Consider the following 25,031-nt stretch of genomic DNA (forward strand, 5'->3'; position numbering starts at 1 on the left):
AAAAAATAAAGAGACCCCAAAAGCATTAAGCTTCAAGGGTCTCTTGGGTGTAAGTTTTATACTGTGACGGAATTGCTATCAGCAGTGATGCTGCTTAGTCCGTTTACGGTATATTCTTTGTCGTAGATAGTAATAGAAGCAGGGATATCAGTTTCATTCGTAACAGTAACTTGTGCATCCGTAACGCTTACTTTCAGACGGGAGCCGCGGAACATGATTTTAAAAGAGTAAGCGGTCCAGTGACCTGGGTTAGATGGGCTCAGTGTCAGTCTGCCGTCATGCACGCGGAGTCCGCCGAAACCATGTACGATTGACATCCAAGTACCAGCCATGCTAGTGCTGTGCAAGCCGTCTTCTGTATCATTGTTATAGTTATCAAGATCCAGTCTTGAAGTACGCAAGTACATTTCATAGGCCTTATCCTTATATCCCAGCTCACTGGCTAGAATGGAGTGGATACAAGGGGAAAGGGAGGACTCATGAACAGTGATCGGTTCATAAAAGTCGAAGTTACGTTTTTTGGTATCGAGATCGTAACGGTCACCCAGGAAATATAATCCCTGCAGAACGTCTGCTTGTTTAATGAAGCAAGAACGCAGGATACGGTCCCATGACCATTTTTGGTTGAGTGGCAGATGCTCACGTTCCAGATCTTTGACTTGAATGATCTCTTTGTCCAGGAAGCCATCTTGTTGTAAGAAGATACCCAGCTCTTCATCCGCAGGATAATACATCTTAGCAATGATGTCTTTCCATTTTGTAGTTTCGCTCTCTTGCAGCCCTAGTTTGTCAACTAGCTCAGCATAACGAGTAGGCTCATTTTCTTGCAAGTATGCCAGTGCTTCCATGGTATATTCCATAGTCCACGAAGCCATACGGTTCGTATACCAGTTATTATTAACGTTATTCTCATATTCATTCGGGCCCGTTACGCCGAGCATTACGTATTTGTCTTTGCGTGATGCATAGTGAACACGTTCTTCCCAGAAGCGGGAGATTTCCACGAGAACCTCAAGGCCATATTGTCCCAGATAAGCTTTGTCTCCGGTGTAGTTCACATAGTTGTAAATAGCGTAGGCAATGGCACCATTCCGGTGAATTTCTTCAAATGTAATTTCCCACTCGTTGTGGCATTCTTCACCGTTCATCGTAACCATTGGGTATAGCGCACCTTTTTTGAATCCAAGCTTACGGGCATTTTCTTTAGCTTTCTCTAAGTGCTTGTAACGGTAGATCAACAAATTGCGGGCAATGGAGGAGTCCGCCGTACTGAGATAGAAGGGAACGCAATACGCCTCTGTATCCCAGTAAGTGCTGCCGCCGTATTTTTCACCGGTAAAGCCTTTCGGGCCAATGTTCAGGCGGTCATCTTCACCATTATAGGTTTGATTGAGTTGGAAAATATTAAAGCGAATCGCTTGCTGAGCCGAAACGTCACCTTCAATGATGATGTCGCTTTCTTTCCATTTTTCTCTCCAAGCTTCAATTTGTTCGGTCAAAAGAGTTACAAATCCGGCTTCCTTAGCAGCTTGCAGAGCAGTTTGGGCGGCGTCGACCAATTGTCCCAGACCGTGATTTCGAGAAGTAACATTGGCTACATATTTATAAATGACGATTTGATTGCCCGCTTGTGCGGTTACGTCCAGTTTGCTGGCTACATATTTCTCTTGTTCGATCGCTTCTGCTTCGGCAGTTACCTTCTCACCATTGACAAGGATATCAAAAGCCATAGCAGAGGTGACATGGAAGTCGAGTTTCTTAGTCTTAAGAGTGAGATGTCCATGATCAGGTCCCGCTTGTTTCTCAACTTCATTCCAGAATTTCTCGTCATAGTTGGAATCCTTGTTCTTCACATCACCATCAAGATAAGGAGTAATCGTAATCTTGCCTGAGAAATTAACAGGAATGATGGAATAGCGAATCGCGCCGATTTCTTGACGAGTCATGCTTACGAACCGGATACTTTCTACTTTAACTTCCTTACCATCTTCGAGAGTGGCAGTGAAGCTACGGGAGAGCGTTCCTTCTTTCATATTAAGTACACGGCGGAATTCGGAAACGGTGCACTTTGCCAGATCAAGGGGGATACCCTCGATATCAATGTTAATACCGATCCAGTTCGTGCTGTTAAGTACTTTGGCAAAATATTCAGGATAGCCGTTTTTCCACCAGCCAACACGTGTTTTGTCAGGGTAGTAGACGCCCGCCATGTAGCTGCCTTGCAGGCTGTTGCCGCTATATTGCTCTTCGAAATTGGCCCGGCCACCCATAAATCCGTTACCAAGACTAAATACGCTTTCAGAAATTTCTTGCGTCTGTGGATCAAAGGATTCCTCAATAATGGACCATTCATCAATTGTTAAATATTGTTTCACGATAACCGCTCCTTTAAATATGTTAGGGGGATATATAAAATGAACAAATCTTTTGTTAAACTTCCGGTGATATAAAAGTGACTGCGATGAATCTTTGGACTTCGATCGCTGTTATAATCAGATTTCTATATTTAAACCACATTTTGCGGATGAAATCTGATTATAAAGGCGAACGCTATGCTTCTACAGTTCCAAAATTCCTCTCCGTCACTTCATCACCAGAAAGTTAACGATTAATTATTAGTTCATTTAATCTCAGGTAGGAATGTCCATAACAACTCAAATCAGTACTATTTGAGTTCATTATGTTCACTATATTTATGCAAAAGATTCTTTGAGCATGGACACACTCATATGAGCGAGCGATGGAACCACAATATTCGCGGCACTGAGGGTTTCCGGCGAACCAATGCCAACACTGAACATACCGGCCCGGGTAGCGGCCTCAATTCCCGCTTCTGCATCTTCGAAGACTACACAATGTTCAGGTGCGGCATCCAGTGCTTTGGCTCCTAACAGGAACACTTCCGGATCTGGTTTAGCAGCACTAGTATGAGTTCCATCGATGATTGCATCAAAGTAAGGGGTTAATCCGGTATTATTCAAGATCGTCATAGCGTTTTTACTGGCAGAACCGAGAGCGACTTTGATGCCATTCGTACGGCACTCTTTTAGGAAATCAAGCGCACCTGGGAGAATCTCAGAACTGTCCATTTTCGCAATATATTCGACATACCGATTATTTTTCTGTTCCGCAAGCTTAGCTTTCTCTTCTTCATCAATCGTTAGTCCGCCGATTTCCAGCAAAATATTTAGTGAAGCCGTTCTGCTGACTCCCTTAAGGCGTTCGTTATCTTGTTCTGTGAAAAGAAATCCCAGACCATCTGCAAGCTCTTTCCAAGCGATATAATGGTATTTTGCTGTATCGACGATTACTCCGTCCAAGTCGAACAAGCAGGCTTTAATTTCCGGCATTGTAGTACCTCCTAAAAGTTTTGACAGCGTCGTGATCCAGCGGATGCCGTATTAGAATCTTATTAAACCGTTTAAACTTTGATTAAGATGTGTAAGTTTATCCTAACCTAAGATCCTAGAAATCACCCATAAAGAACTGGATCATTAAGTATTGTATGATTTAGCGCAAACGTTTGTACAGATTTTCAAAAAATAAATGAAGCGATTAAACGCTTCACTTATTCATTCGGTTTTATGCTTTGCCTGAGAGTGCATGGATGACTCTCTCACGATCAGACGATGGGGAATGACAAATCGGTTGGTATGACCTGAACCGTTATCCGGACTCTTGATATTTTGGATAAGTACTTGTGATGCGGTGTAGCCAAGATGATAAATTCCTATATCAATACTGCTGATCGGAGGACTAGATAATTCAGATAATGGAATATTGTTAAAGCTTACAATGGCGAGATCGTCTGGAACCTTGTATTTCAGTTCATTCAACCCGCGCAAAATTCCGAACGATACCATGTCATCCACCGCTACCAGCGCAGTGGGTCGATTCGGCAAATTCATGAAAAAGGACATCGCTCTATAGCCGCTATCCTGTAGAAATTCACCCTCTACAATCCATTCATCCCGCATTTCTAAACCGCTATTCTGCAATGCTTTACGATATCCGGCGAGACGGTCACGAGAAACGATTAGATTAGGTGGTCCACTTACGAAGCCAATACGTTTATGCCCCATGGAAATGAGGTGGTTCGTAGCATCGTATGCTGCCATCACATTATCATTATCGACTGATAAAATATTCTCATATTTATCACTCCGGCCAACAAGCACGAATGGATAATCGTTGCTCTCTAGAAAATCAATAACGGCATCATCCGTACGAGAGTAAAGCAGAATAACGCCGTCAACACGGCGACCCTTCAGAAGTCGTGAAACGGCTTCCAGTTCTTCTTTCTCGTTCGCTCCGGAGCTTATCAGCACATCATAACCGGAACGGCTGGCTTGTGTAACGATCCCGCGAATTAATTCCATAAAAAATAGATTAGAGAACAGCTCTTCAGCAGGTTTAGGAAGACTGAAGCAGATGCTGTTAGTAGTTTTCGACACCAAGCTCTTAGCCATCATGTTAGGGGTATAGCCCATATCCTCCATAATAGCTTTAACTTTGCGGGAAGTTTCCAGGCTGATTCTGGGATGGTTGGACAATACCCGGGATACCGTGGAGGGAGATACTCCCGCTTTCTTGGCCACATCCTTAATGGTAACTGTCATTGAAACCTCCTTATGGAACCGTTTGCTTTACACAGTAATATTAATCTAAGAGTTCTAAATTGTAAATAGATAAAGTCATTCAAAAGGAGGAAATTGCTACTTTTGGAAGGAACACAAGAAATTTCAATGTAATATTGTTGCTTTTCACCAAAAAAGTATGAATGATTCGGGAATTTTGATCTTAAAATGTATAAATGAGGTCTGAATTTTGTGAAAAGAGCATTCGCTGAATGCAAACGTATGGCTTAAAGGATGCAAGAACTTTGCTGAAAGGAAGGGAAGAACAAGTTTCGTTTTTATTGCGGCTTTAAATTGAGCTTTTATTTTTGAAAATACTGGTTGACAATACCGTAAATTCGGCATTAGTATGTAAATCAAAATACAGCAAGCGTTTTCATTGGGTATTTTTAGGCTGTAATCAGTTGCACTAACGATCGGGTTTTATGGACTAGTGTTTGTGCATAGCTTTTTGCAAACGATTGCACTAATTTCGACATGATGTATCAAGCTTTTACTTTGATAGAAGGATGGTGACAGCGTTGAATTGGCTTGACGAGCCCTACATATAGACCTTCTTCACCTTCAGAAGGAATACGCATGATTTATAATCTCATAAATTGGTGGGGTTTGTGAAATCATGTATCCGCTTGCAAAAAGGGAATTCATAATTATGGGAGGTTTTGCAAAAATGAAAATAAGTTTATGGGGGAAGAGGGCATTTGCGATCTTTATGATCATTGCTCTCGTGTTCTCTGGTCTTGGACTACATCCTGTTAATGTTACAGCAGCAACGACGAAGGTTGTGTTGGTCGGGGATCTGCAGTCTAAATTTACATCGACAGATGCGGAAACGCCGGGTAAGGATTGGGATGAGACATCGGTAGTTACCCAAATGACCTATTCAGATAATGGCCTATATTCTTTTACAGGCACATTGCCGGCAGGAGAATATAACTACAAGGTTACTCTAAATGATTTATGGGATGAGAACTATGGATTCACAAGTTACACCAATCCTCAGGGGAGCAATGATGGGGAGAATATTCATATCAAGCTAGAAACAGAGACTGCCGTGACCTTTTATTATAATGACTTAACTCATAAAATAGCCGATTCCACGTATTACACACCGATTGCTTCCGCTAAACTACCAAGATTGACAGGAAACCTGCCGGCAGAAGCACTTACCACATTATCTGATCCTGATTTTGATGATGTTTACAGTACGGTGGCTACCCTTCCTAAGGGAGATTACACCTACCAAGTTTCTGTTCCAGGAGACGGTGAAGCCGGGGATCAATTGTATCCCGAAACTGCTAATAATCTGAGTCTTCCTTCCGATCTGCCGGTTAACTTTAAATTTAATCCACTGGATGGCAGTGTGACAGCTGAATATAAAATTCCTTCTGAACCTGTTGAGGTTACCCCTGTTCCGGCTGGACACATCCGTATTCACTACAATCGGACAGCTGGTGACTATGAAAATCAGGGATTATGGACATGGGATGATGTTCAATCCCCTTCCGCAAATTGGCCAACAGGGGCAACTTCATTTCCTGAAGGGCAAATCGATTCTTATGGTGCTTATGTTGACGTGCCAGTGAAGGATGGAGCCAAGAAAATTTCGTTCCTTGTGGTAAACCGAGTCACTCAGGCTAAGGATGAAGGCGATAAACTCTTTGCCATTAACACGCCTGAGACGAATGAAATTTGGATCAAGCAAGGGTCAAATGATGTAACACCGTATGAACCAGTTGCACTTGCTCCTAATACAGTGCGAATTCACTATACCAGAGCTGATACAAATCATGATCAATACGGACTTTGGCTGTGGGATGACGTCGTAGCCCCATCCGAAAATTGGCCGTCTGGTGCCACTCCTTTTGTGGCAGATCAAACAGATCGTTATGGTGCATATGTTGATGTTCCGCTTATTGAGAACGCGAAGAAAATTGGCTTTATTGTGATGAAACCTTCGAACGGTGATAAGGACGGTGACAATAAAACCTTTAGCCTGCTGGATCGATACAATCAGCTATGGGTTAAAGAAGGAGACAACAATGTTTATGTTTCTCCGTTTGGAGAGACACCAATTGGCTTAGTATCCGCAGAGGTGTTGTCGACGAGCAAAATCCTTCTCGGCTTCACACTGACTGACGGTTTGGATCCAGCAGCCTTAAAGTCAGCAATTACAGTTAAGGATAAAGAGGGTGCTGCAGTCCCGATTACTGCGGTAACCCTTACAAGCAAAACTTCAATCGAAGTGGATACAGAAGCTTTTGATTTGGAAAAAGTTCCGCTTAGCGTTACCTATTCAGGTAAAACAGTCTCCGCCGCAAGTGGCTGGAGAATGCTTGATGAAATGTACAATTATACAGGAGACGATCTTGGAGCTACGTATAATGCTGACAAAACAGCCACATTGAAATTATGGGCACCTAAAGCAAGCGGAGTCGTTGTAAATCTTTACGATAAGAATGACTCTAACGTGCAAGTGGGTAGTGTTGCTTTAACACTCGGCGAGCAAGGGGTTTGGTCAGTCCAGCTGAAGCCAGCTGATTTGACAGGCACAGCGGCAACAGATGTAAGGGGCTTCTTTTATCAATACGAAGTAACGAATGACGGTGTAACCCATAAGGTCCTTGATCCTTATGCTAAATCAATGGCGATATTCACTGTGGATACCACAGGTGCTGCTGGTGCCGGCGGGGATACAGTGGGCAAAGCGGCTATCGTTGATTTAAGCCAGACGAACCCTGATACCTTTGGGTATGCTGATATAAAAGGCTACGAAAAACGTGAGGACGCCATCATCTACGAAGTCCACGTGAGAGATTTTACATCGGATGTATCGATCGAGGATAGTCTGAGTGGGGAAAGATGGGGTTCTTATAGCGCTTTTGAAAAGAAACTTGATTATATTAAATCTCTTGGTGTAACGCATGTTCAGTTGCTTCCTGTGATGGCTTGGTATTACGGGGATGAGACGAAGATGGGGACTAGAGAGCCAGATTATTCAGCAAAAAACAATGAATACAACTGGGGGTATGATCCTCATAGCTATTTCTCTCCGGACGGGGCTTATTCACAGAATCCTGCCGATCCAGAAGAGCGGATTAAAGAATTAAAAGGTTTGATTGATGCCGTGCATGAAGCTGGAATGGGTGTCGTTCTGGACGTAGTGTATACTCACATGGCTAAAAAAGAATTTTTAAACGACATCGTACCTAATTATTATGCCTTCCAAGATGCAAACGGTAACTTTATCGGGGGGTTCGGCAACAATTTAGCCACCAACCATAAAATGGCTGAGAAGCTGATGGTTGATTCGGTAAAATACTGGTTTGAAGAGTATAAGATTGATGGAATGCGCTGGGATATGATGGGCGATGCGACAGCTGATGCTGTTCAGCATGCTTATGATGCCGCGGCAGCAGTGAATCCGAAGGCACTCTTTATTGGTGAAGGCTGGAGAACATTCGGCGGCGCTGCGGCTGATCCTTCTCTCGCTGGGCAAGGTGCAGATCAGGATTGGATGGACAAAACGGATAGTGTCGGTGTTTTCTCCGATGAATTCCGTAATGAATTGAAGTCTGGTTATGGTTCCGAAGGTCAGCCTAGATTTATTACCGGTGGAGCACGTCCGATCGCTACAATCCTGGACAATATTAAAGCTCAACCTTCGAATACACCAGCAGATGATCCGGGTGATATCGTCCCATACATCGAAGCTCATGATAATCTGACACTTCATGATGTCATAGCACAATCGATCAAGAAGGATCCGGATATTGCTGAGAATGAGCTTGAAATTCAGCAGCGGATCAGATTAGGAAATATGCTCGTATTAACTTCTCAAGGTACAGCCTTTATCCATGCCGGTCAGGAATATGGGCGGACTAAGCAGTGGAAGGGCACAACGGATCCTGAGGATAAATTCACAGAGATGTTCGACAATAACAACCAATCGTTTGGCTATTTCATTCATGATTCTTACGATTCATCGGATGCAGTTAACATGTTTGATTGGACCAAAGCAACGGATGAATCTAAGTTCCCGGTACAGAACACGACAAGAAAATATACGTCGGGTCTGATGGAGCTGAGAAAATCAACGGATGCCTTCCGATTGGGCGATAAGGATTTGGTTGACTCTAACATTAACCTGATCCCTGCTCCAGAAATGAAGGATAACGATCTTGTCATCGGTTATTCCAACAAAGCAACAGATGGTACTGGCATCTATTATGTCTTCATGAATGGTGACAGCACAACTAGAAAGCTGACCTTATCTGAGGATTTGACGGGTGGTCAAGTTCTTGTGGACAACGATGAAGCTGGTGTTACAGCGATACCGGCTGCGCAGCAGACAGGTTTTATTTTGACAGCAAATTTAATTACATTAGAGCCTTTGACGGCTGTGATTATTCAAAAGGAAGCTGCACCAGTTACGCTGACCTCTTTGGAAACAGATAGTGCAAGCTACACGCTGGCAGCAGGAAATACGCATCAAACCGCTGTTTTTGCGAAATATGATGACAATAGCAGAAGTAATGTTACTAAGAAGGCTACTTACCTTTCCAATAAACCTGAAGTGGCTACAGTAACTGATAAAGGTCTAGTCAAAGCGGTTGGGCTAGGAACGGCAACCCTTACTATCTCTTATGAGGGTGTTTCCACAACCGTCACCGTTAAAGTTACTGACAAACGATATGTTCAATTCACTTATACCCGTAGCGATAAGGACTATAAGGATTGGAATATCTGGGTTTGGAACACTGGAGCTAAAAATGACCAGATTGATTTCACAACCTTTAAGAATGGCACAGCGAGCGTTCTGATTGAGGTTGCGGAGAATGCAACAAGCGTTGGATTTGTCCTGCGCAAAGGTACGGATTGGAACACGGGAAAACAAGACTACCCGGACGATCGTGTCATACCGTTGACCCCTGGTGAACCGTTCACTAAAGTGTATGTAACCAGTATGGTTAAAGAGCTTGATATCAAACCAAGTATTAGCGGCCCTATTTTAAAAGATGGAACGATTACTTTCAGATACCGCGACGACGCTTTGTTCCGTAATGGAAATATGGACGCAATAACAGCTGCTAAAGTAAAAGTGAACGGCACTTCGTATCCAATGATCTATGATCCGGCTAACGAGTGGTTCACTTATACACTGGCTGATTTAAAAGAAGGTATGTATAAATATACTTTCTTGATTACTAAAGACGGCGTCACTACCGAAATTACAGATCCAAAGAATACGGTGAATGATGAATCTGTTATTGATTATCATCAACCTGTCGTTACGATTACGACATCCGTAAGTCCAGAGGCAGTCACATCCAATCAGAATGCTGTTGTAAGCATCAACGCTTCCTCTTCGGAAGAAGTAACTTACTCTGAAGCATATATGGATTTAACCAATCTTGGAGGACCTAGCAAAGTTAAGCTGGATACGGAACTCTTGAAACAAACGGTTGCTGTGAAAGACACGGTGTCAGCGGGCATCAAGGATATTCCGATTACGCTCGTAGACCAATACGGCAATGCACATAAGGAAAAGGCTACACTTGAGGTAAAAGCAAGAACCTATACAGGGGATAAGCTGGATTTTGATTGGGATGAGGCCCGGATTTATTTCGCGCTTACAGACCGGTTTAAAGACGGTGACCCAACGAATAATGAGAATGTAAATAAAGATCATCTGGAAGCTTATCATGGTGGAGATTTCCGGGGGATGATCGACAATCTCGATTATTTGCAAGAGCTAGGAATTAACACGTTATGGATCACGCCAATCGTAGATAATATTGATTTTAACAAAGGCGTTGACTTTGGCAGCGAACAATATGGATACCATGGGTATTGGGCAAAAGATTTTACCAAGCTCGACGAGCATCTTGGCGATATGGCAACCTTCAAGGAGCTAATCGAAAAGGCGCATGACAAAGGGATCAAGATCATGGTTGACGTTGTACTCAATCATACGGGTTACGGTCTGAAAGCTGAGGATACTTATCCGACAATTACAGCTGAGGATAAAGCACGTTTCGAAGGGATGCTGCGCACGGATGGTGTATCCGCAGATACAGATCCAATTAAGGGTGAGCTTGCTTTCCTGCCAGATTTCAAGACGGAAGATCCAGCCGTTCGTGAAAAAATTATCGCTTGGCAAACAGGCTGGTTAGACAACGCACGTACGGAACGTGGAGACACGATTGATTATTTCCGTGTGGATACAGTCAAGCACGTGGACGATACGACTTGGAAAGCCTTTAAAAATGCACTGACAGCGATTGATCCAAACTTCAAAATGACCGGCGAATACTTCGGTGGAACCATTGATAACAATGGTGGAATGCTCGAAACTAGCCAGATGGATGGTCTGCTTGATTTTGGATTTAAAGATGCAGCCAGAGATTTTGCAAATGGTAAGGTAAACAGTGTGGATGCTTATCTGCAGGAACGTGAATTAAAGATCGACAATACGAAGATGATGGCTCAATTCCTGAGCAGTCACGATGAGAATGGTTTCTTGTCTGATTACGTGGGAGGCGATAAAGGCAAGCTGAAGATTGCTGCAGCTCTGCAAATTACCGCCAAAGGACAGCCGGTAATATACTACGGAGAAGAACTGGGGAATTCCGGAAGCAATGCTGGAAATATGTCTGAAGGTCAATTCAGTGAGAACCGTAAGGATATGTCTTGGGATCAATTGACGGCAGAGAAGCCACTACATGACCATTATCAAAAGCTGTTGAATATCCGTGCGAAGTACTCCAAAGTGTATTCCAAAGGTGCGCGCACGAAGCTCGCAGGTTCAGATGATTCAGGTTATTTAGCTTTCAACAAATCTTATGAAGATGAGAACGTAGTGACGGTAATCAATACTAAAACTAGTGAGAATTCTGTAACGATTCCAGTACCGTTTGCTGCCAATTCATCGGTAACCGATGAATACAGCGGTAAAACATACATGGTTTCCGAAGATCAAAAGGTAAATATTGATCTGCCAGGCATAGATGATGGAGGCACGGTTATTTTGGCGGAAGTATCGGATGTTATACCGACACCAACGCCGACACCAACACCAACGCCGACGCCGACACCGACACCAACGCCAACGCCGACGCCGACACCGACACCAACGCCAACGCCGACACCAGAAGTAACACCGTCGCCTGAGGTGACACCAACACCAACATCGACGCCGACGCCGACACCAACGCCGACGCCGACACCAACGCCAACGCCGACACCAGAAGTAACACCGTCGCCTGAGGTGACACCAACGCCAGAAGCCACAGCGGCACCAACCTCTGGAGTTGTTGTTAACCCTAGCCCTACACCGCCAGCGGATACTCAGGTTGTGAATGAGGATAGCTTGAAGAATGGTAAAGACGGCAAGGTGCAAATTGATGTTGTTGCCGGTAAGACAGCGGTACGCTTACCTTTACAAGCTGCACAAATACTAGGAACTAATGATCTTGTGTTTAAAATGGGAGATCTGTTAGTTACTATCCCTAGCCAGCTTTTAAGTACAATGCCAAGTTTAGCTTCAAGTATTGATGGGGTAGGTGCCCAAATCTTGCTTGAACTGAACCCACTGGCGCAGTCTGCTGCGAAAGCCATAGTAGACGGTTTAAACAAAGACAGTGCTCATGTTAGCTCTCTTTCCGATGTATTTGAATTCAGACTTAGCGTGCTGATGAAAGACGGTACTCGGATTGTAATTAAGCAGTTCGATGAGCCGATTACGATCTCATTCAAGATTAAAGGGCAATTCAACAAGGACTTAATCGGAATCTATTATTTAAGTGATAATGGCGGGTTAGAGTACGTGGGAGGACAGCTGAATGGAGAGGTGATCACGGCACAAGTCACACATTTCAGTAAGTATGCTGTGCTTGAAATCGATAAGTCGTTCAAAGATGTTCCTGCAACCTATTGGGCATTTAAGGCGATTCAATCACTTGCCGCCAAACAAATTGTGTCAGGGGTCACTACCTCTGAGTTTGATCCGAAAAGTAATGTTAGCCGTGCGGAATTTACAGCACTACTAGTACGTGCACTTGGCTTAAAAGCGGAAGGGCAGGTCCTGTTTACTGACATCAGGTCAGATGCATGGTATGCCTCATATGTAGCCACAGCTACTAAGCTGGGTATTGTTAGTGGACGGAGTAATAATATTTTTGCGCCAAATGCATCAATTACCCGTGAGGAAATGGCTGTTATGGCGATCCGCGCACTTGAAATGAAGTCTGGTAAGAAGCTTGAACCTTTAGCAGCCTCTACGGCATTTACTGACGCTTCAAGTATTAGCAAGTGGGCGGAAGCCTATGTGAAGACTGCAGCAGACTTAGGACTCCTGCAAGGCCGAGAGAACAATCGATTCGCTCCAAAAGCATGGATGACCCGCGCAGAAAGCGCACAGGTTATTTATACGCTGCTGAGCAAGTAGGCTAAACTAAGGTGTGCTGAATTCTGGCACCCCTTAGTTTGAGCAGCGGTTAGCATTTTAGTATGCTCCAAAAGAAAACAGGGTATCCCGAAGCGATTATCGCTTGCGAGATACCCTGTTTTGTTATGCTGTATGGCTGGGCAGTGGGAAGAAAAGAAATCTTTTAGATGATTGCCTTTAGGATAGCGAATCCATAGGCTGGCATTTTCACGATCAGCTTGCTGCGTTCTGTGCGCATTGTTTCGCCTGTAAACAAGTTCTCCCAATCCCGCTCGTCTACGTCAATACGGAAGGTCTGAGCGGTCTCTTCACTGTTGATTAGTACCACAATCGTCTGCAGATCCAGCCGACGCTCATAGGCTAGTTTGCTGCCTTGTTGTCCTGCCTCCAGGAAGGTAAATGTACCTGTGCGGAGAGCAGGGTGGTCGTTGCGTATTTTAATAAGCTGACGATAGAACTCGAAGAGCTCTCGATCCTGCTTTTCAGGGTTCCACTCCATGCATTTGCGGCAACCAGGGTCACCTTCACCGTCCATGCCGATCTCGTCACCGTAATAGATGCAGGGAGTGCCCATAAAGGTGAATTGGAACAGTGCCGCTAATCGCATCTTGTTTTTGTCTCCAGCAGCCAGCGTAAGCAGTCGTGGAGTATCGTGGCTGTCCAGCAGATTAAAAGCAACTTCACTAGCCTGCAGCGGGTAGCGTGATAACTGTTTACCAATGGAATTGGCGAATCCTTCAGCATCAAGAGTGCCATTCACAAAGAAGTCAAGGACGGCGTCAGTGAAAGGATAGTTCATAACGGCATCAAATTTATCGCCTTCCAGCCAAGGTGCAGATTCATGCCAGATTTCCCCCAATATGTAAGCCTCAGGATTAGCACGTTTAACCACCTTGCGGAATTCCCGCCAGAAATCATGATCCACTTCATTGGCAACGTCCAGACGCCAGCCATCGATCCCGACTTCTTTGATCCAGTATTCTGCGACTTTCAGTAAGTATTGTTTAACTTCAGGGTGTTCTGTGTTTAGCTTTGGCATTAGCGGTTCAAAAGCAAAGGTGTCATAAGTAGGGACACCGTTTTCAATCTGAAGCGGAAACTTGCGAATATGGAACCAATCTTTAAAGGCGGAAGCCTCTCCTTTTTCTTGAACATCTACAAAAGGAGCAAAGGTTTTGCCAGAATGATTGAATACGGCATCTAGCAGGACACGAATCCCACGTTTATGGCAGCTATCGACGAGCTTTTTTAAAGTCTCAATATCTCCAAAATGCGGATCGACTTTCATATAGTCTTCTGTATCGTATTTGTGATTAGTAGTTGCATCAAAGATAGGTGTGAAATAAATAGCAGTGATCCCAAGCTCGTTAAGATGATCTAAATGATCAATAACCCCTTGCAGGTCGCCGCCAAAAAAATTGGTTGGTGTTGGTTCGGAGCCCCATGGCTGAACATTTTCCGGATCAAGGCTCGGGTCACCATTTGCAAAGCGTTCTGGGAAGATCTGATAAAAAACAGCGTCCTTTACCCAGGCAGGCGGAGCGAATACGTCAACGCGGTTAATGAAAGGGAATTCGAACAGCTTGTTTGGGTTTTCCGGCCGCACCGTTTGAAAGTCACTTTCGGTCATCCAAATTCGTTCGTTATCTTTTTGAAGTAAGAAACCGTATTTCAAGCGGCGGTAGAGAGGTACTGAAGCACATTCCCAATAGTCAAACATAGCATCGGAGGTGAAGAGGGTCATGGGAATTAGCTCTTTTGTGGTATCCCAAGCATATTTATCTCCAGCAAAGGCGAATACTTCGGTTAAATCCCCTTTTTTAGCGCGTAGACGCAGGTGAATCGTACTTTCATTATAGGCATAAGACCAATTTAACCGCGGACGATGATACACTGCTTCCAGTAACATGATAAATCCTCCTAAAGTTTTGTTAGCGTTACTTCCTCGGATACTTCGGCAAAACCACATCGAAAGCATAGGCTAAGTTTTGTTAGCGTTACTTCCTCGAACACTTCGGCAAAACCGCATCGAAAGCATAGGCTAAGTTTTGTTAGCGCTACTTTCTCGAAAGCATAAACTATTCCCGGACGATACTCCACAGAGCGCGTGGAATGTAGAATGTCGCTATTGTTATTGGTTGCACAGTTTTTTATGCAACATGCACTAAATCAGTAGCAGAGTAGCACATAACAAAGAGGCACAACCACCGCGAAGTAGCTTGCCCGAGGTTGTACCTTTGATAAGTAACATTGCCTTTTAATTATATAGAACAGGAGGCAGACAAGGGATGTTGTGCTTCATGCTGGACAGCCTCTTAACGTTTTGGATTATAGCATGGAATAAAAGGGCTTTCAATACTCTTGTTCAAACCATTGCACTAAATTTCACTAAAGTAAACGAGCATTGTGTAGGGCAATTTATGAGAAATCTCTTGAAATAGAGAAAATGTGGCATATTAGGGGCAAATAAAATAGATATTCCAATAATAAACACATGAATTATCGACTAATTAAAAGATATCATGTGAAAAATGGAGATATATGCCTATAATGTATATCAAATAATGGAAAATGACCCAATACAGTATATGCAAACGTTTTTAAAAATAATCGTTACTGTTGTATGATGTACTCATGAATGAAGCGCTTTCTTACCTGTGAAATGCAGATACAGAAGGAGCAAGCTAAAAGAAGAACTTTTTTTTTAGCCTTTCTGAAATCGTTTGCGCAGATTGCAGCACTACTATTTTCCATCTTACGTTTTTAAAAATTGGGAGGGGTTAAAGTAATGAAATTGAAAAAAATGATGGTTATCACCGCAGCTTTCTCAATGGCTCTGTCCGTTACAGCATGCGGTTCGAACAACAACAGTACGAATAACGGGGGCAACAACGCAGCAAAAGCAACTAATAATGCTACTACAGAGACTGCAGCGCCAGAGAGCACAGATGCAGCAGCAACAAATGAAATTGTACCTGAAGATGGCGCAACTCTAGTGGTATGGGAAAGTAAAGAAGAAAGACCTTTTGCAGATGAGATTGCTAAACAGTTCACAGCAAAATATAACGTTCCAGTCAAGGTTGAAGAATTGGCACCACCAGATCAAGTAACTAAACTTACTCAAGATGGTCCTTCAGGATTAGCGGCAGACGTTATTCTTATCCCTCACGATAACTTAGGTAAAGCGGCAAGCGCGAGCTTGGTTCTTCCTAACGATGTCTTCGGTGAAGAAACAAAAGCTAACAATACTGAAGCTTCGATTATCGGATCTTCGTACGAAGGCGAATTGTATGGTTACCCAAGAGCAGCAGAAACTTATGCATTGTTCTACAATAAATCACTTGTTAAAGAAGCACCTAAATCATTTGATGATGTTCTTGCATTCAGCAAAACATTCACGGATAAATCGAAAAATAGATATGGGATTATGTGGGAAGTAGGAAACTTGTACTTCAACTACATGTTTATCGCTTCCGATGGCGGATACCTCTTCGGTAAGGATGGTACGGATAAAGATGATATCGGTCTTGCTAACGATGGTGCAATTGCAGGACTTAAAGAATTTGTGAAACTGAAGGAAGCATTGCCAATTAAGAGTGGTGATATCAACAGTGATATCAAACGCAGCTTGTTCAACTCTGGTGATGTAGCTATGGATATCACAGGTCCATGGGAGCTTGGAGGATACAAAGAAGCTCTTGGTGACAACCTTGGTATTGCTCCAATCCCTACAGTGAATGGCAAAACAGCAATTACATTCTCTGGTATTAAAATTTTCGCAGTTAACTCGTTTACTCAATATCCGAATGCTGCTAAATTGTATGCGAATTTTGCTTCAAGCAAAGACGCTCAGCTGTTACTGAACAAAACGATTGGTTCGGTTCCTACAAACAACGAGGCGCTTCTTGATCCACAGATCTCTAGCGATCCATATGTCTCTGTTTTTGCAGAACAAGCTAAGAACTCCCAACCGATGCCTTCTATTCCTGAAATGGGTAACGTATGGAGCCCAGTGAATGCTGCCCTTCCAGAAATTTGGGATAAAAATGGGGATCCAAAAGCAGCAATGGACAAAGCTGTACAACAAATCAAAGATTTGAATAACAGTGCATCCCAATAAGGATCATAATTCACTGTCTTAACAGCATACAGTGAATCAAGCTGCCCGCCGCATGTTTAGCGGCTGGCAGCTTCTTATTTTCACTCGGAGAGGAGAACGGAAGCGAAATGCAACGACATCGCACGAGGGCCGCAATACTGTCGACGATTTTTATGGGATTGGGACAAATATATAACCGCCAATTCGTTAAAGGAATATTATATTTAGCCGTAGAAGCTGTAGCCGTTTTTTATTTTATTGAGAACCTTGCCAACTCTTTATGGGGCATCGTAACACTAGGAGAGAATCCGAGTCGTCTGGTTAAAGTGAAGGGGATCGCCAAGATGGTTACCGGTGATCACTCGATTTATATCATGATCCAAAGCTTGATCACCATCCTTATTCTTATTCTATTGATTATCGCGTGGTATTTGAATATCAGAGATGCTTACAAGATTGGAGAAAAACGTGATAACGGTCTTCAGGCAAACACTTTTAAACAAAGTGTTCGTTATATCCTGGATTACAAGTTTGCTCAAGCGTTTCTAGTCTTGCCGGGCATTGGTGTTCTATTCTTTACGATTATGCCAATTATCTTCATGATCCTGTTGGCCTTTACGAACTATTCCGCACCTGATCATCTTCCACCCGCCAAATTGGTGGACTGGGTTGGATTTCAGACCTTTCGTAATTTATTGGTCCTTAAGACATGGAGCCACACTTTTTATGGTGTATTAACATGGACAATTATATGGGCAGTTCTTTCAACCATTACTACATACTTCGGAGGACTGTTGGTCGCTTTGCTGGTGAGTCAGAAGGGCATTCGCTTCAAAGGAATGTGGAGGGTAATTCTGATTGTGCCTTACGCGGTGCCACAGTTAATCTCGCTTCTGCTCATGCGCAACTTATTTAACGGTCAATTCGGGCCTATCAATCAATACATGGGGTATTTTGGATTGGATGGATTACCGTGGCTGACTGACCCATTCTGGGCTAAGGTTACCGTAATTATCGTTAATATGTGGGTAGGTATTCCTGTTTCTATGCTGCTTATCATGGGCGTTCTGACTACTATCCCACGGGATATGTATGAAGCTGCTGAGGTGGATGGAGCCTCGGGTTATCAGAAGTTCCGTATCGTAACGTTGCCGATGGTATTGTTCTCTACAGCACCAACCTTGATCACGCAGTTTGCAGGTAACATCAACAACTTTAACGCGATCTTCCTATTAACTGGTGGTAGTCCGGTAAATGGTGACTATCAATATGCCGGTTCTACGGACTTGCTAGTAACCTGGTTATACAAATTAACGCTAGATCAGAATAAAAACAACATGGCTTCGGCAATAGGGATTATTATCTTTATCATTGTCGCTTCATTCTCCCTGTACAATTACCGCCGGACAAAGTCATTTAAAGAGGAGGATATGATCCAATGAGCAGAAAAGTCGCGAACATTATTCGCTTAGCAGGTAGTTATATTATCTTGATTGCTTTGTCGATAGCTGCACTCTATCCTGCCCTTTGGATTCTTTTAGCTTCTTTCCGACCTGGTAAATCATTGTACAGCAAAACGTTTATTCCCGAGCAATTCACTTTATCACATTACAGAGAATTGTTCACATCACCCAGCTATATGTTTGGGACTTGGTATGCCAATACCTTGAAAATAGCTGTGTTCTCGATGCTTATCGGGGTAGTTCTTACTTTGTTAACCAGTTATGCCGTATCCAGATTCCGGTTTAAAGCGCGTAAAACAGCGTTATCCACCGTATTGATTCTTGGTATGTTCCCTGGTTTTATGAGTATGATCGCTATTTATATGCTGCTTAAAGAGTTTAATTTGCTGGATACACATATTGCGTTAATTATCGTTTATGCGGCTGGGGCGCCGCTGGGGGGGACCTTTATCGCCAAAGGGTTCCTCGATACGATTCCTCGTTCCTTGGATGAGGCCGCCCGTATTGACGGGGCGAGCAATTTCGGAATATTTATGCGAATCATCTTACCTTTGTCACGTCCTATGATCACATATATGGCGCTGACTCAGTTTGTTGGACCATGGGTGGACTTCATTTTTGCGAGACTCATTCTGCGGACTAAGGAGAACTGGACAGTTGCAGTGGGGATGTGGGATATGGTTAACACCAATCAAAACACTAACTTTACCTTGTTCTCTGCGGGTGCGGTTTTGATCTCCATTCCAATTATGATTTTGTTTGTATTCTTGCAACGTCTGCTAGTAGATGGCTTGACAGCAGGAGCTAGTAAGGGGTAAACCCATTCGCTCGCTTCATGCTAATAAATGATCAGGGTACAGCCTTTATACAGAAATGGAGGGCTGTACCCTTATTTCGTCATGGGGAGTGAACTTAATGAAAAAGTCCTGGACTCTATATTTTAAATCTGTTGGAGTTAAACTGTTCGTTATTTTATTTAGTTCTATAGTTCTCTTATCCTCCGTGCTAGGATTGACTTCCTATTTTGCCGCTAAAAATATCATTACGAATGAGGTTGCTGCAGCCTCCACACAATCTGTAGTTCAGGCAGCGGACAAGCTGGATTTTGTGCTGTCAGAGTATGAGGCACTATCAAGGCAGTTTGCACTCGACTCTGTGTTAAAGGGTGATTTAGAAAAAATAAATAGTGGCGAGCTTACAACTGTGGCCAAAGCGGGGGCTGAAGATCGGATTCGCAGAAAGCTGGACTTGGTAAAAGGGTCTGATGAGCGGATGTATGGCGTCAGGCTGGTATCCAAGAGCTTGGTAGACTCAGAATCTTATAAGTCTGCTGGTATAAGTGGGATTCGTAGTGATGAAGGCATTTCCGCAAGATTAGAGCAAATTGCCGCAGCTAAAGGAGAGCCAGTCTGGTTTCCCGTTCGTGAGAAAGGCTTTTTTGATGCTTATACTGAGCCATCCTTAACTATGGGGAGATTGCTACGTAATCTTTTACATCCCGAAGCGGAGTATTACATGCTAATCGAAGTGAAAGGGAAGGCCATGACTGAAATGCTGTCTAACCTTCAGATTGGGATGACCGGTGAAATTCGTATCTTGAGTGCGGATGGCAGCATTGTGTATGGTGCGGATCATGCCAAGCTGGGTCAACCCTCTTACATAAAAGTTTCAGAAGAACAAGGGAAAGAGCAAAATCATTCATTTACAGCGGAGGATGAGAACGGAAGTTCTCAGCTTGTTGTATACCAGCCCCTGGCGACTGCCAAGTGGATGCTTATGGGGTATGCTCCTGTCAGTGATTTTACTAAGTCTGCGGACAAGCTTTTATATATCACATTTTCTGTGGTGCTGGCGGCAGCCTTAATAGCACTACTAATTGGTTATATTCTTGTTCGATTGGTAGGGCGCCCGCTGGGTAAGCTGGCAATCTTGATGGAGGAAGGAGAGCGTGGGAACCTACAGGTACGAACCAATTTCAAGGGCAAAGATGAGATTGGCCGCTTGGGTCAAAGCTTCAACAAAATGATGGAGCAGATCTCCTTACTTGCAAGGCAGAGCGGGAATTCGGCAGATGAGGTCCTCCTTACTTCGGAACAATTAGTACAAGCATCAAGTACAATCTCCCTCCATGCCAGAGAGGTTGCGACCGCTACCGGTGAGATTGCAGCGGGGTCAGCCAGCCTCGCTGTTGAAGCCGAACGCAGTTATCACAATGTTGAGATTATCGGCAACAAAATGAGTGAAGTGACGGAAATAAATACAGTGATGGACCATTCAGCAGAACGGGTCATTGAGGTTAGCAATCAAGGTACAGAGCTGATGAAGCTGCTGGTAGAGCAGAGTGAGTCTACGGTAGAGGTGATCAATCGAATTCAAGATAATTCTACTAAGCTCAGAGAAAGCACTCATTTAATTCGCAGTATACTCAGCCCTATGATTGCTGTGAATAAGCAGACCAATATTTTGGCACTAAATGCTACCATAGAAGCAGTTAGAGCAGGTGCGGCAGGTAGAGGGTTCATAGTGATTGCTGATGAAATCAGGCAGCTCGCTAACCAGTCGAATGAATCGATTCAATCGGTCTCCAAGATCACGGAAGAGATTGGTCTACATATCGAGAACACCGTTAAGGATATCAATGAAGCCGCTCCTAAGTTCCGTGAACAAATCTCTTCTGTAAGAGAGTCGTCAACGATATTCGCGAGTGTCAAAGAGGAAATGGAACATTTCATGAGACATATTAGTGAATCTTCTGCTTCTGTCCTCGAACTGATTGAGTTCCAGCGTCAACTCGGTGAATCCATGGCCAGCGTAAGCTCCATCGTCCAGCAAACCACTGCTTCGACGGAGGAGGTAGCTTCTATGTCATCTCAGCAATTCACGGTTAGTGAGGAATTGGTTGCCCTATCGGAAAAGCTGGAGGGCTTGGCAGCCGATCTTAAGCACTCTTTGGTTTCTTTTCAAGTATGACAATATTATTCTAATAGAGACGGGCAATTTTCCAATATAATGGAGAGTTGCTCGTTTTTGTTGATTTGATTGCTATCGGACGTTATCTTGTCTTCGAAGTGGCTAAAGGGATACACTTGTATTAAGTAATAAATGAAGAAAGTAGTGATCCATTGACGAACTTAAGTCTGAGTCCTAGCGGGAGTCTTTTTCAGCAGGTTTTAATCGAGGGAGATTATAGTCCTCATTTTTTTGCTTACTATTATAAACAGTGGAATAACTACAATATGTCTTACCATCAGCATAATTCAACGGAAATCATGTATTTGATCTCAGGAAGTTGTATCGTGGATGTCCGTCCAAGCTCAGGAGGAGAAGAGAGAGTTCGGCTGAAGCGGGGAGAATTGATCATCCTAGACGCGAATGTTCCGCATAGGCTGATTGTTGAAGAGGGAGCACCATGTCGGATGCTAAATGTGGAATTTGGCTTCATGGAATATAGAGGGGTTGCACCCTCTGTCGGCAAGCTAGCCCGTGAAGAAGCGGCGCTCGCAGAAATGCTGCAGCTTCCTTTTTCCAGTTTAGTAATGCCTGATCCGGAGGAAATCTATCATGTTCTAAAAGGACTTGTGTTAGAGCTTGATCAGAGCGGCGGAAAGGGGGGAAGTATGGTTGATTTATTATTTTGTGAGCTTCTGTTGCGGTTATCCAGACTTCGGCAAGAGCAGCTTCATACCAGCCAACAGCCCTCGCAGCTTTATGTGCGCCGGAGCATCGAATTCCTGCATCAGAACTATGACCAGAACATTCAGGTTAAGGACATCGCTGCCGCAGTTAATCTGCATCCCGGATATTTGCATCGAATTTTTAAGAGCCATACGGGTCGGACACTCAGCGATTACTTAAATATGCTGCGAATGGAGAAAGCGAAGATGTTGCTTGGGCAGAGCGACATCCCTATTGCTGAAATTGCAGATTACGTAGGAATTAGCAGCAGGCAATATTTTCACCTTCTTTTTAAAAAATACGCCGATTGCACGCCTGTAGAATTCCGCAATTCCATTGAGCGTCACGCCTGGAGTTATGAAGAGCATGATTTTCAGTAGATAGGTTAGGATTTTTGACACCTTCTTTCAAAAGAGGTCATGATATTGGTTACGCTTTCCTTAGGTCCCTTGCTACAATGGACAGGAACAACCAATTCATTACCGGAGGATGATAACCATGTCATTTAAAGTGTCTTTTATAGGGGCAGGCAGCATTGGATTTACCCGTGGATTGTTGCGGGACTTACTAACTGTACCGGAATTTAAAAATATCGAAGTCTCATTTATGGATATTAACAGCCACAATCTGGAGATGGTCACGGAGCTATGCCAGCGTGATATTAAGGAGAATGGTTTAAATATACAAATTCAGGCGACAACGGATCGCAGAGATGCACTGAAGGATGCTAAGTACGTATTTTGTACTATTCGGATGGGTGGGCTTGAAGCCTTTGCTACGGATGTGGACATTCCCTTAAAATACGGAGTCGATCAGTGTGTGGGAGATACTCTGTGTGCGGGTGGCATCATGTACGGGCAACGCGGAATTGCGGAGATGCTGAATATTTGCCGTGATATTAGGGAGATGGCAGCACCGGATGTACTTTTGCTTAACTATTCGAATCCGATGGCTATGCTGACCTGGGCCTGCAATAAATATGGTGGTGTTCGGACCATCGGTCTATGTCATGGTGTACAGCATGGGCACCAGCAAATTGCAGATGTGTATGGTCTTAAGAAATCCGAAGTTGATATTATCTGTGCGGGCATCAATCACCAGACCTGGTATATTTCAGCAAGTCATGAGGGGAAGGATCTGACCGAAGGTCTTTTAGAGGCTTTTGAGAAACATCCGGAATTCAGCCGTACGGAAAAAGTGCGCATCGATATGCTTCGTCGCTTTGGCTACTATAGTACAGAATCCAATGGACACTTAAGTGAGTACGTGCCATGGTACCGTAAACGCAGTGATGAAATTATGGGTTGGATCGATCTGGGGAGCTGGATTAACGGAGAAACTGGTGGTTATCTGCGTGTCTGCACGGAAGGTCGAAATTGGTTCGAGACCGATTTTCCAAACTGGATGAAAGACCCGGCACTGGAGTATACGAAGGAGAATCGCGGGGAAGAGCACGGCTCTTATATTATAGAAGGGTTGGAAACGGGACGAGTGTACCGGGGGCACTTTAATACAGTGAACAATGGCGTAATCTCTAATTTACCAGAGGACGCCATTATCGAAGCACCGGGATATGTAGACCGGAACGGGATCTCCATGCCATTGGTAGGTGAATTGCCGCTTGGGCCTGCCGCCGTATGTAACGTGAGCATTTCAGTGCAACGTCTGGCGGTTGAAGCAGCTGTACACGGCGATGATAAGCTGTTACGTCAGGCATTTATGATGGACCCACTCGTTGGTGCCGTATGCAATCCAAAAGAAATCTGGCAGATGGTCGATGAGATGCTCGTCGCAGGGGAACAGTGGCTGCCTCAATACAGCGAAGCTATTGCTAAAGCCAAGGAACGTTTGGCTTCAGGAGAGCTTATCCCAACGAACGCTAACAACGAAGGCGCTGCTCGCCTGAAGGTGAAGTCGGTGGATGAGATGATGCAGGACCGGGAAGCAGCGAACAAAAATGCTGGTGAGTCTGATAAAGGCAAGGATAGAGAGAAGGTTCAATAAGGTGTAGCATTGAAAGCTTTTTAACTATAAATAACCTCCACATTCCATAGTTTGGGATTGGAGGTTTTTTTAGGATGGAAATCTAAGAGGGGGAAAAACAAAACAGCAGTCATAGCTTACGAAAATAAGCTGACATGGGTGGGGAGTACAAGTTTATCGGTACCGATCCAAATTGTGAAATTAGGTTTATAGTAGGAGTTATTATGTAACTGAAAAAAGAAAGTTAGTTTAATTTCACTGGCTTATTTTTTTATCTATACCGTAGCGCCGAGGGCTACAGTAATCCCACACAGTTGCCCTACATACTATACTGACGCATTCCTCGATACTTACGGACTCAGATGAGCAATTTGCCCATCCCCGATACTTGTGGTCCCATATGACGCTATTCGCCCATCCCCCGGTACTTTCGGACCCAGATGACGCTATTCGTCCATCCCTCGATCTTACGGACCCAGATGACGCTATTTGTCCATCCACGATACCTACGGACCTAGATGACGCTATTTAGCAATTTATCGCCTTTGGAGCGTATTATCGGACTCCAGTGCAGCTATTGCTCAGAAAGAGGCTCTTTTTTGGTGTTTTTCATGCCTATAGCGGCTATGGGGTCCGATAGCAAGCCAAATATGCGATAAAGCTACGTATAAGGTCATCTGTGTCCGAAAGCGCCGATCCCACAGTAATCCCTCAGTTGCCCTAAT

The 25,031-nt window shown here is 43.9% G+C and carries 11 protein-coding genes; 7 read left to right on the forward strand and 4 right to left on the reverse strand.

The features are described 5' to 3' along the window. Nucleotides 1–56: 56 nt before the first annotated feature. From MHB56_RS22965 to MHB56_RS22975, 3 genes are all read right to left on the reverse strand, one after another. A complete protein-coding gene (locus MHB56_RS22965) occupies nt 57–2,375 on the reverse strand; it encodes a glycoside hydrolase family 65 protein (protein ID WP_076195086.1) in 2,319 nt (772 codons plus the stop codon). 318 nt (nt 2,376–2,693) lie between these two features. After that, nucleotides 2,694–3,350 (reverse strand): beta-phosphoglucomutase, encoded by a 657-nt coding sequence (gene pgmB / locus MHB56_RS22970; RefSeq protein WP_341144046.1) that lies wholly within the window; start codon nt 3,348–3,350, stop codon nt 2,694–2,696. Between the two features lie 222 nt (nt 3,351–3,572). After that, entirely contained in the window at nt 3,573–4,619 is a 1,047-nt protein-coding gene (locus MHB56_RS22975) for a LacI family DNA-binding transcriptional regulator (protein ID WP_076195090.1), read from the reverse strand. A 688-nt stretch (nt 4,620–5,307) separates the two neighbouring features. Here MHB56_RS22975 and MHB56_RS22980 point away from each other — a divergent pair. Beyond that, nucleotides 5,308–13,086 (forward strand): pullulanase, encoded by a 7,779-nt coding sequence (locus tag MHB56_RS22980; protein WP_341144047.1) that lies wholly within the window; start codon nt 5,308–5,310, stop codon nt 13,084–13,086. A gap of 163 nt (nt 13,087–13,249) precedes the next feature. On the opposite strand, the gene MHB56_RS22985 is transcribed toward MHB56_RS22980, so the two are convergent. Further along, a complete protein-coding gene (locus tag MHB56_RS22985) occupies nt 13,250–14,995 on the reverse strand; it encodes an alpha-glycosidase (protein ID WP_340012170.1) in 1,746 nt (581 codons plus the stop codon). A gap of 879 nt (nt 14,996–15,874) precedes the next feature. On the opposite strand from MHB56_RS22985, the gene MHB56_RS22990 reads away from it, so the two are divergent. From MHB56_RS22990 to MHB56_RS23015, 6 genes are all read left to right on the forward strand, one after another. Further along, complete coding sequence (locus tag MHB56_RS22990) at nt 15,875–17,206, forward strand: sugar ABC transporter substrate-binding protein (protein ID WP_340395265.1); 1,332 nt, start codon at nt 15,875–15,877, stop codon at nt 17,204–17,206. A gap of 107 nt (nt 17,207–17,313) precedes the next feature. Then, complete coding sequence (locus MHB56_RS22995; RefSeq protein ID WP_036684375.1) at nt 17,314–18,627, forward strand: sugar ABC transporter permease; 1,314 nt, start codon at nt 17,314–17,316, stop codon at nt 18,625–18,627. Further along, nucleotides 18,624–19,466, forward strand: coding sequence for a sugar ABC transporter permease (locus MHB56_RS23000; RefSeq protein ID WP_036684372.1), 843 nt, complete (start codon nt 18,624–18,626; stop codon nt 19,464–19,466). The genes MHB56_RS22995 and MHB56_RS23000 overlap by 4 nt, the downstream gene beginning before the upstream one ends. A gap of 97 nt (nt 19,467–19,563) precedes the next feature. Beyond that, nucleotides 19,564–21,618 (forward strand): methyl-accepting chemotaxis protein, encoded by a 2,055-nt coding sequence (locus tag MHB56_RS23005; RefSeq protein WP_341144048.1) that lies wholly within the window; start codon nt 19,564–19,566, stop codon nt 21,616–21,618. A 167-nt stretch (nt 21,619–21,785) separates the two neighbouring features. Then, entirely contained in the window at nt 21,786–22,703 is a 918-nt protein-coding gene (locus MHB56_RS23010; protein WP_341144385.1) for an AraC family transcriptional regulator, read from the forward strand. A 118-nt stretch (nt 22,704–22,821) separates the two neighbouring features. After that, nucleotides 22,822–24,327: an alpha-glucosidase/alpha-galactosidase gene (locus MHB56_RS23015; RefSeq protein ID WP_341144049.1), complete on the forward strand. Its 1,506-nt coding sequence runs from the start codon at nt 22,822–22,824 to the stop codon at nt 24,325–24,327. The last annotated feature ends 704 nt before the right edge of the window (nt 24,328–25,031 follow it).

The organism is Paenibacillus sp. FSL H8-0315 (genome assembly GCF_038005365.1).
Lineage (GTDB): Bacteria > Bacillota > Bacilli > Paenibacillales > Paenibacillaceae > Paenibacillus_AQ > Paenibacillus_AQ odorifer.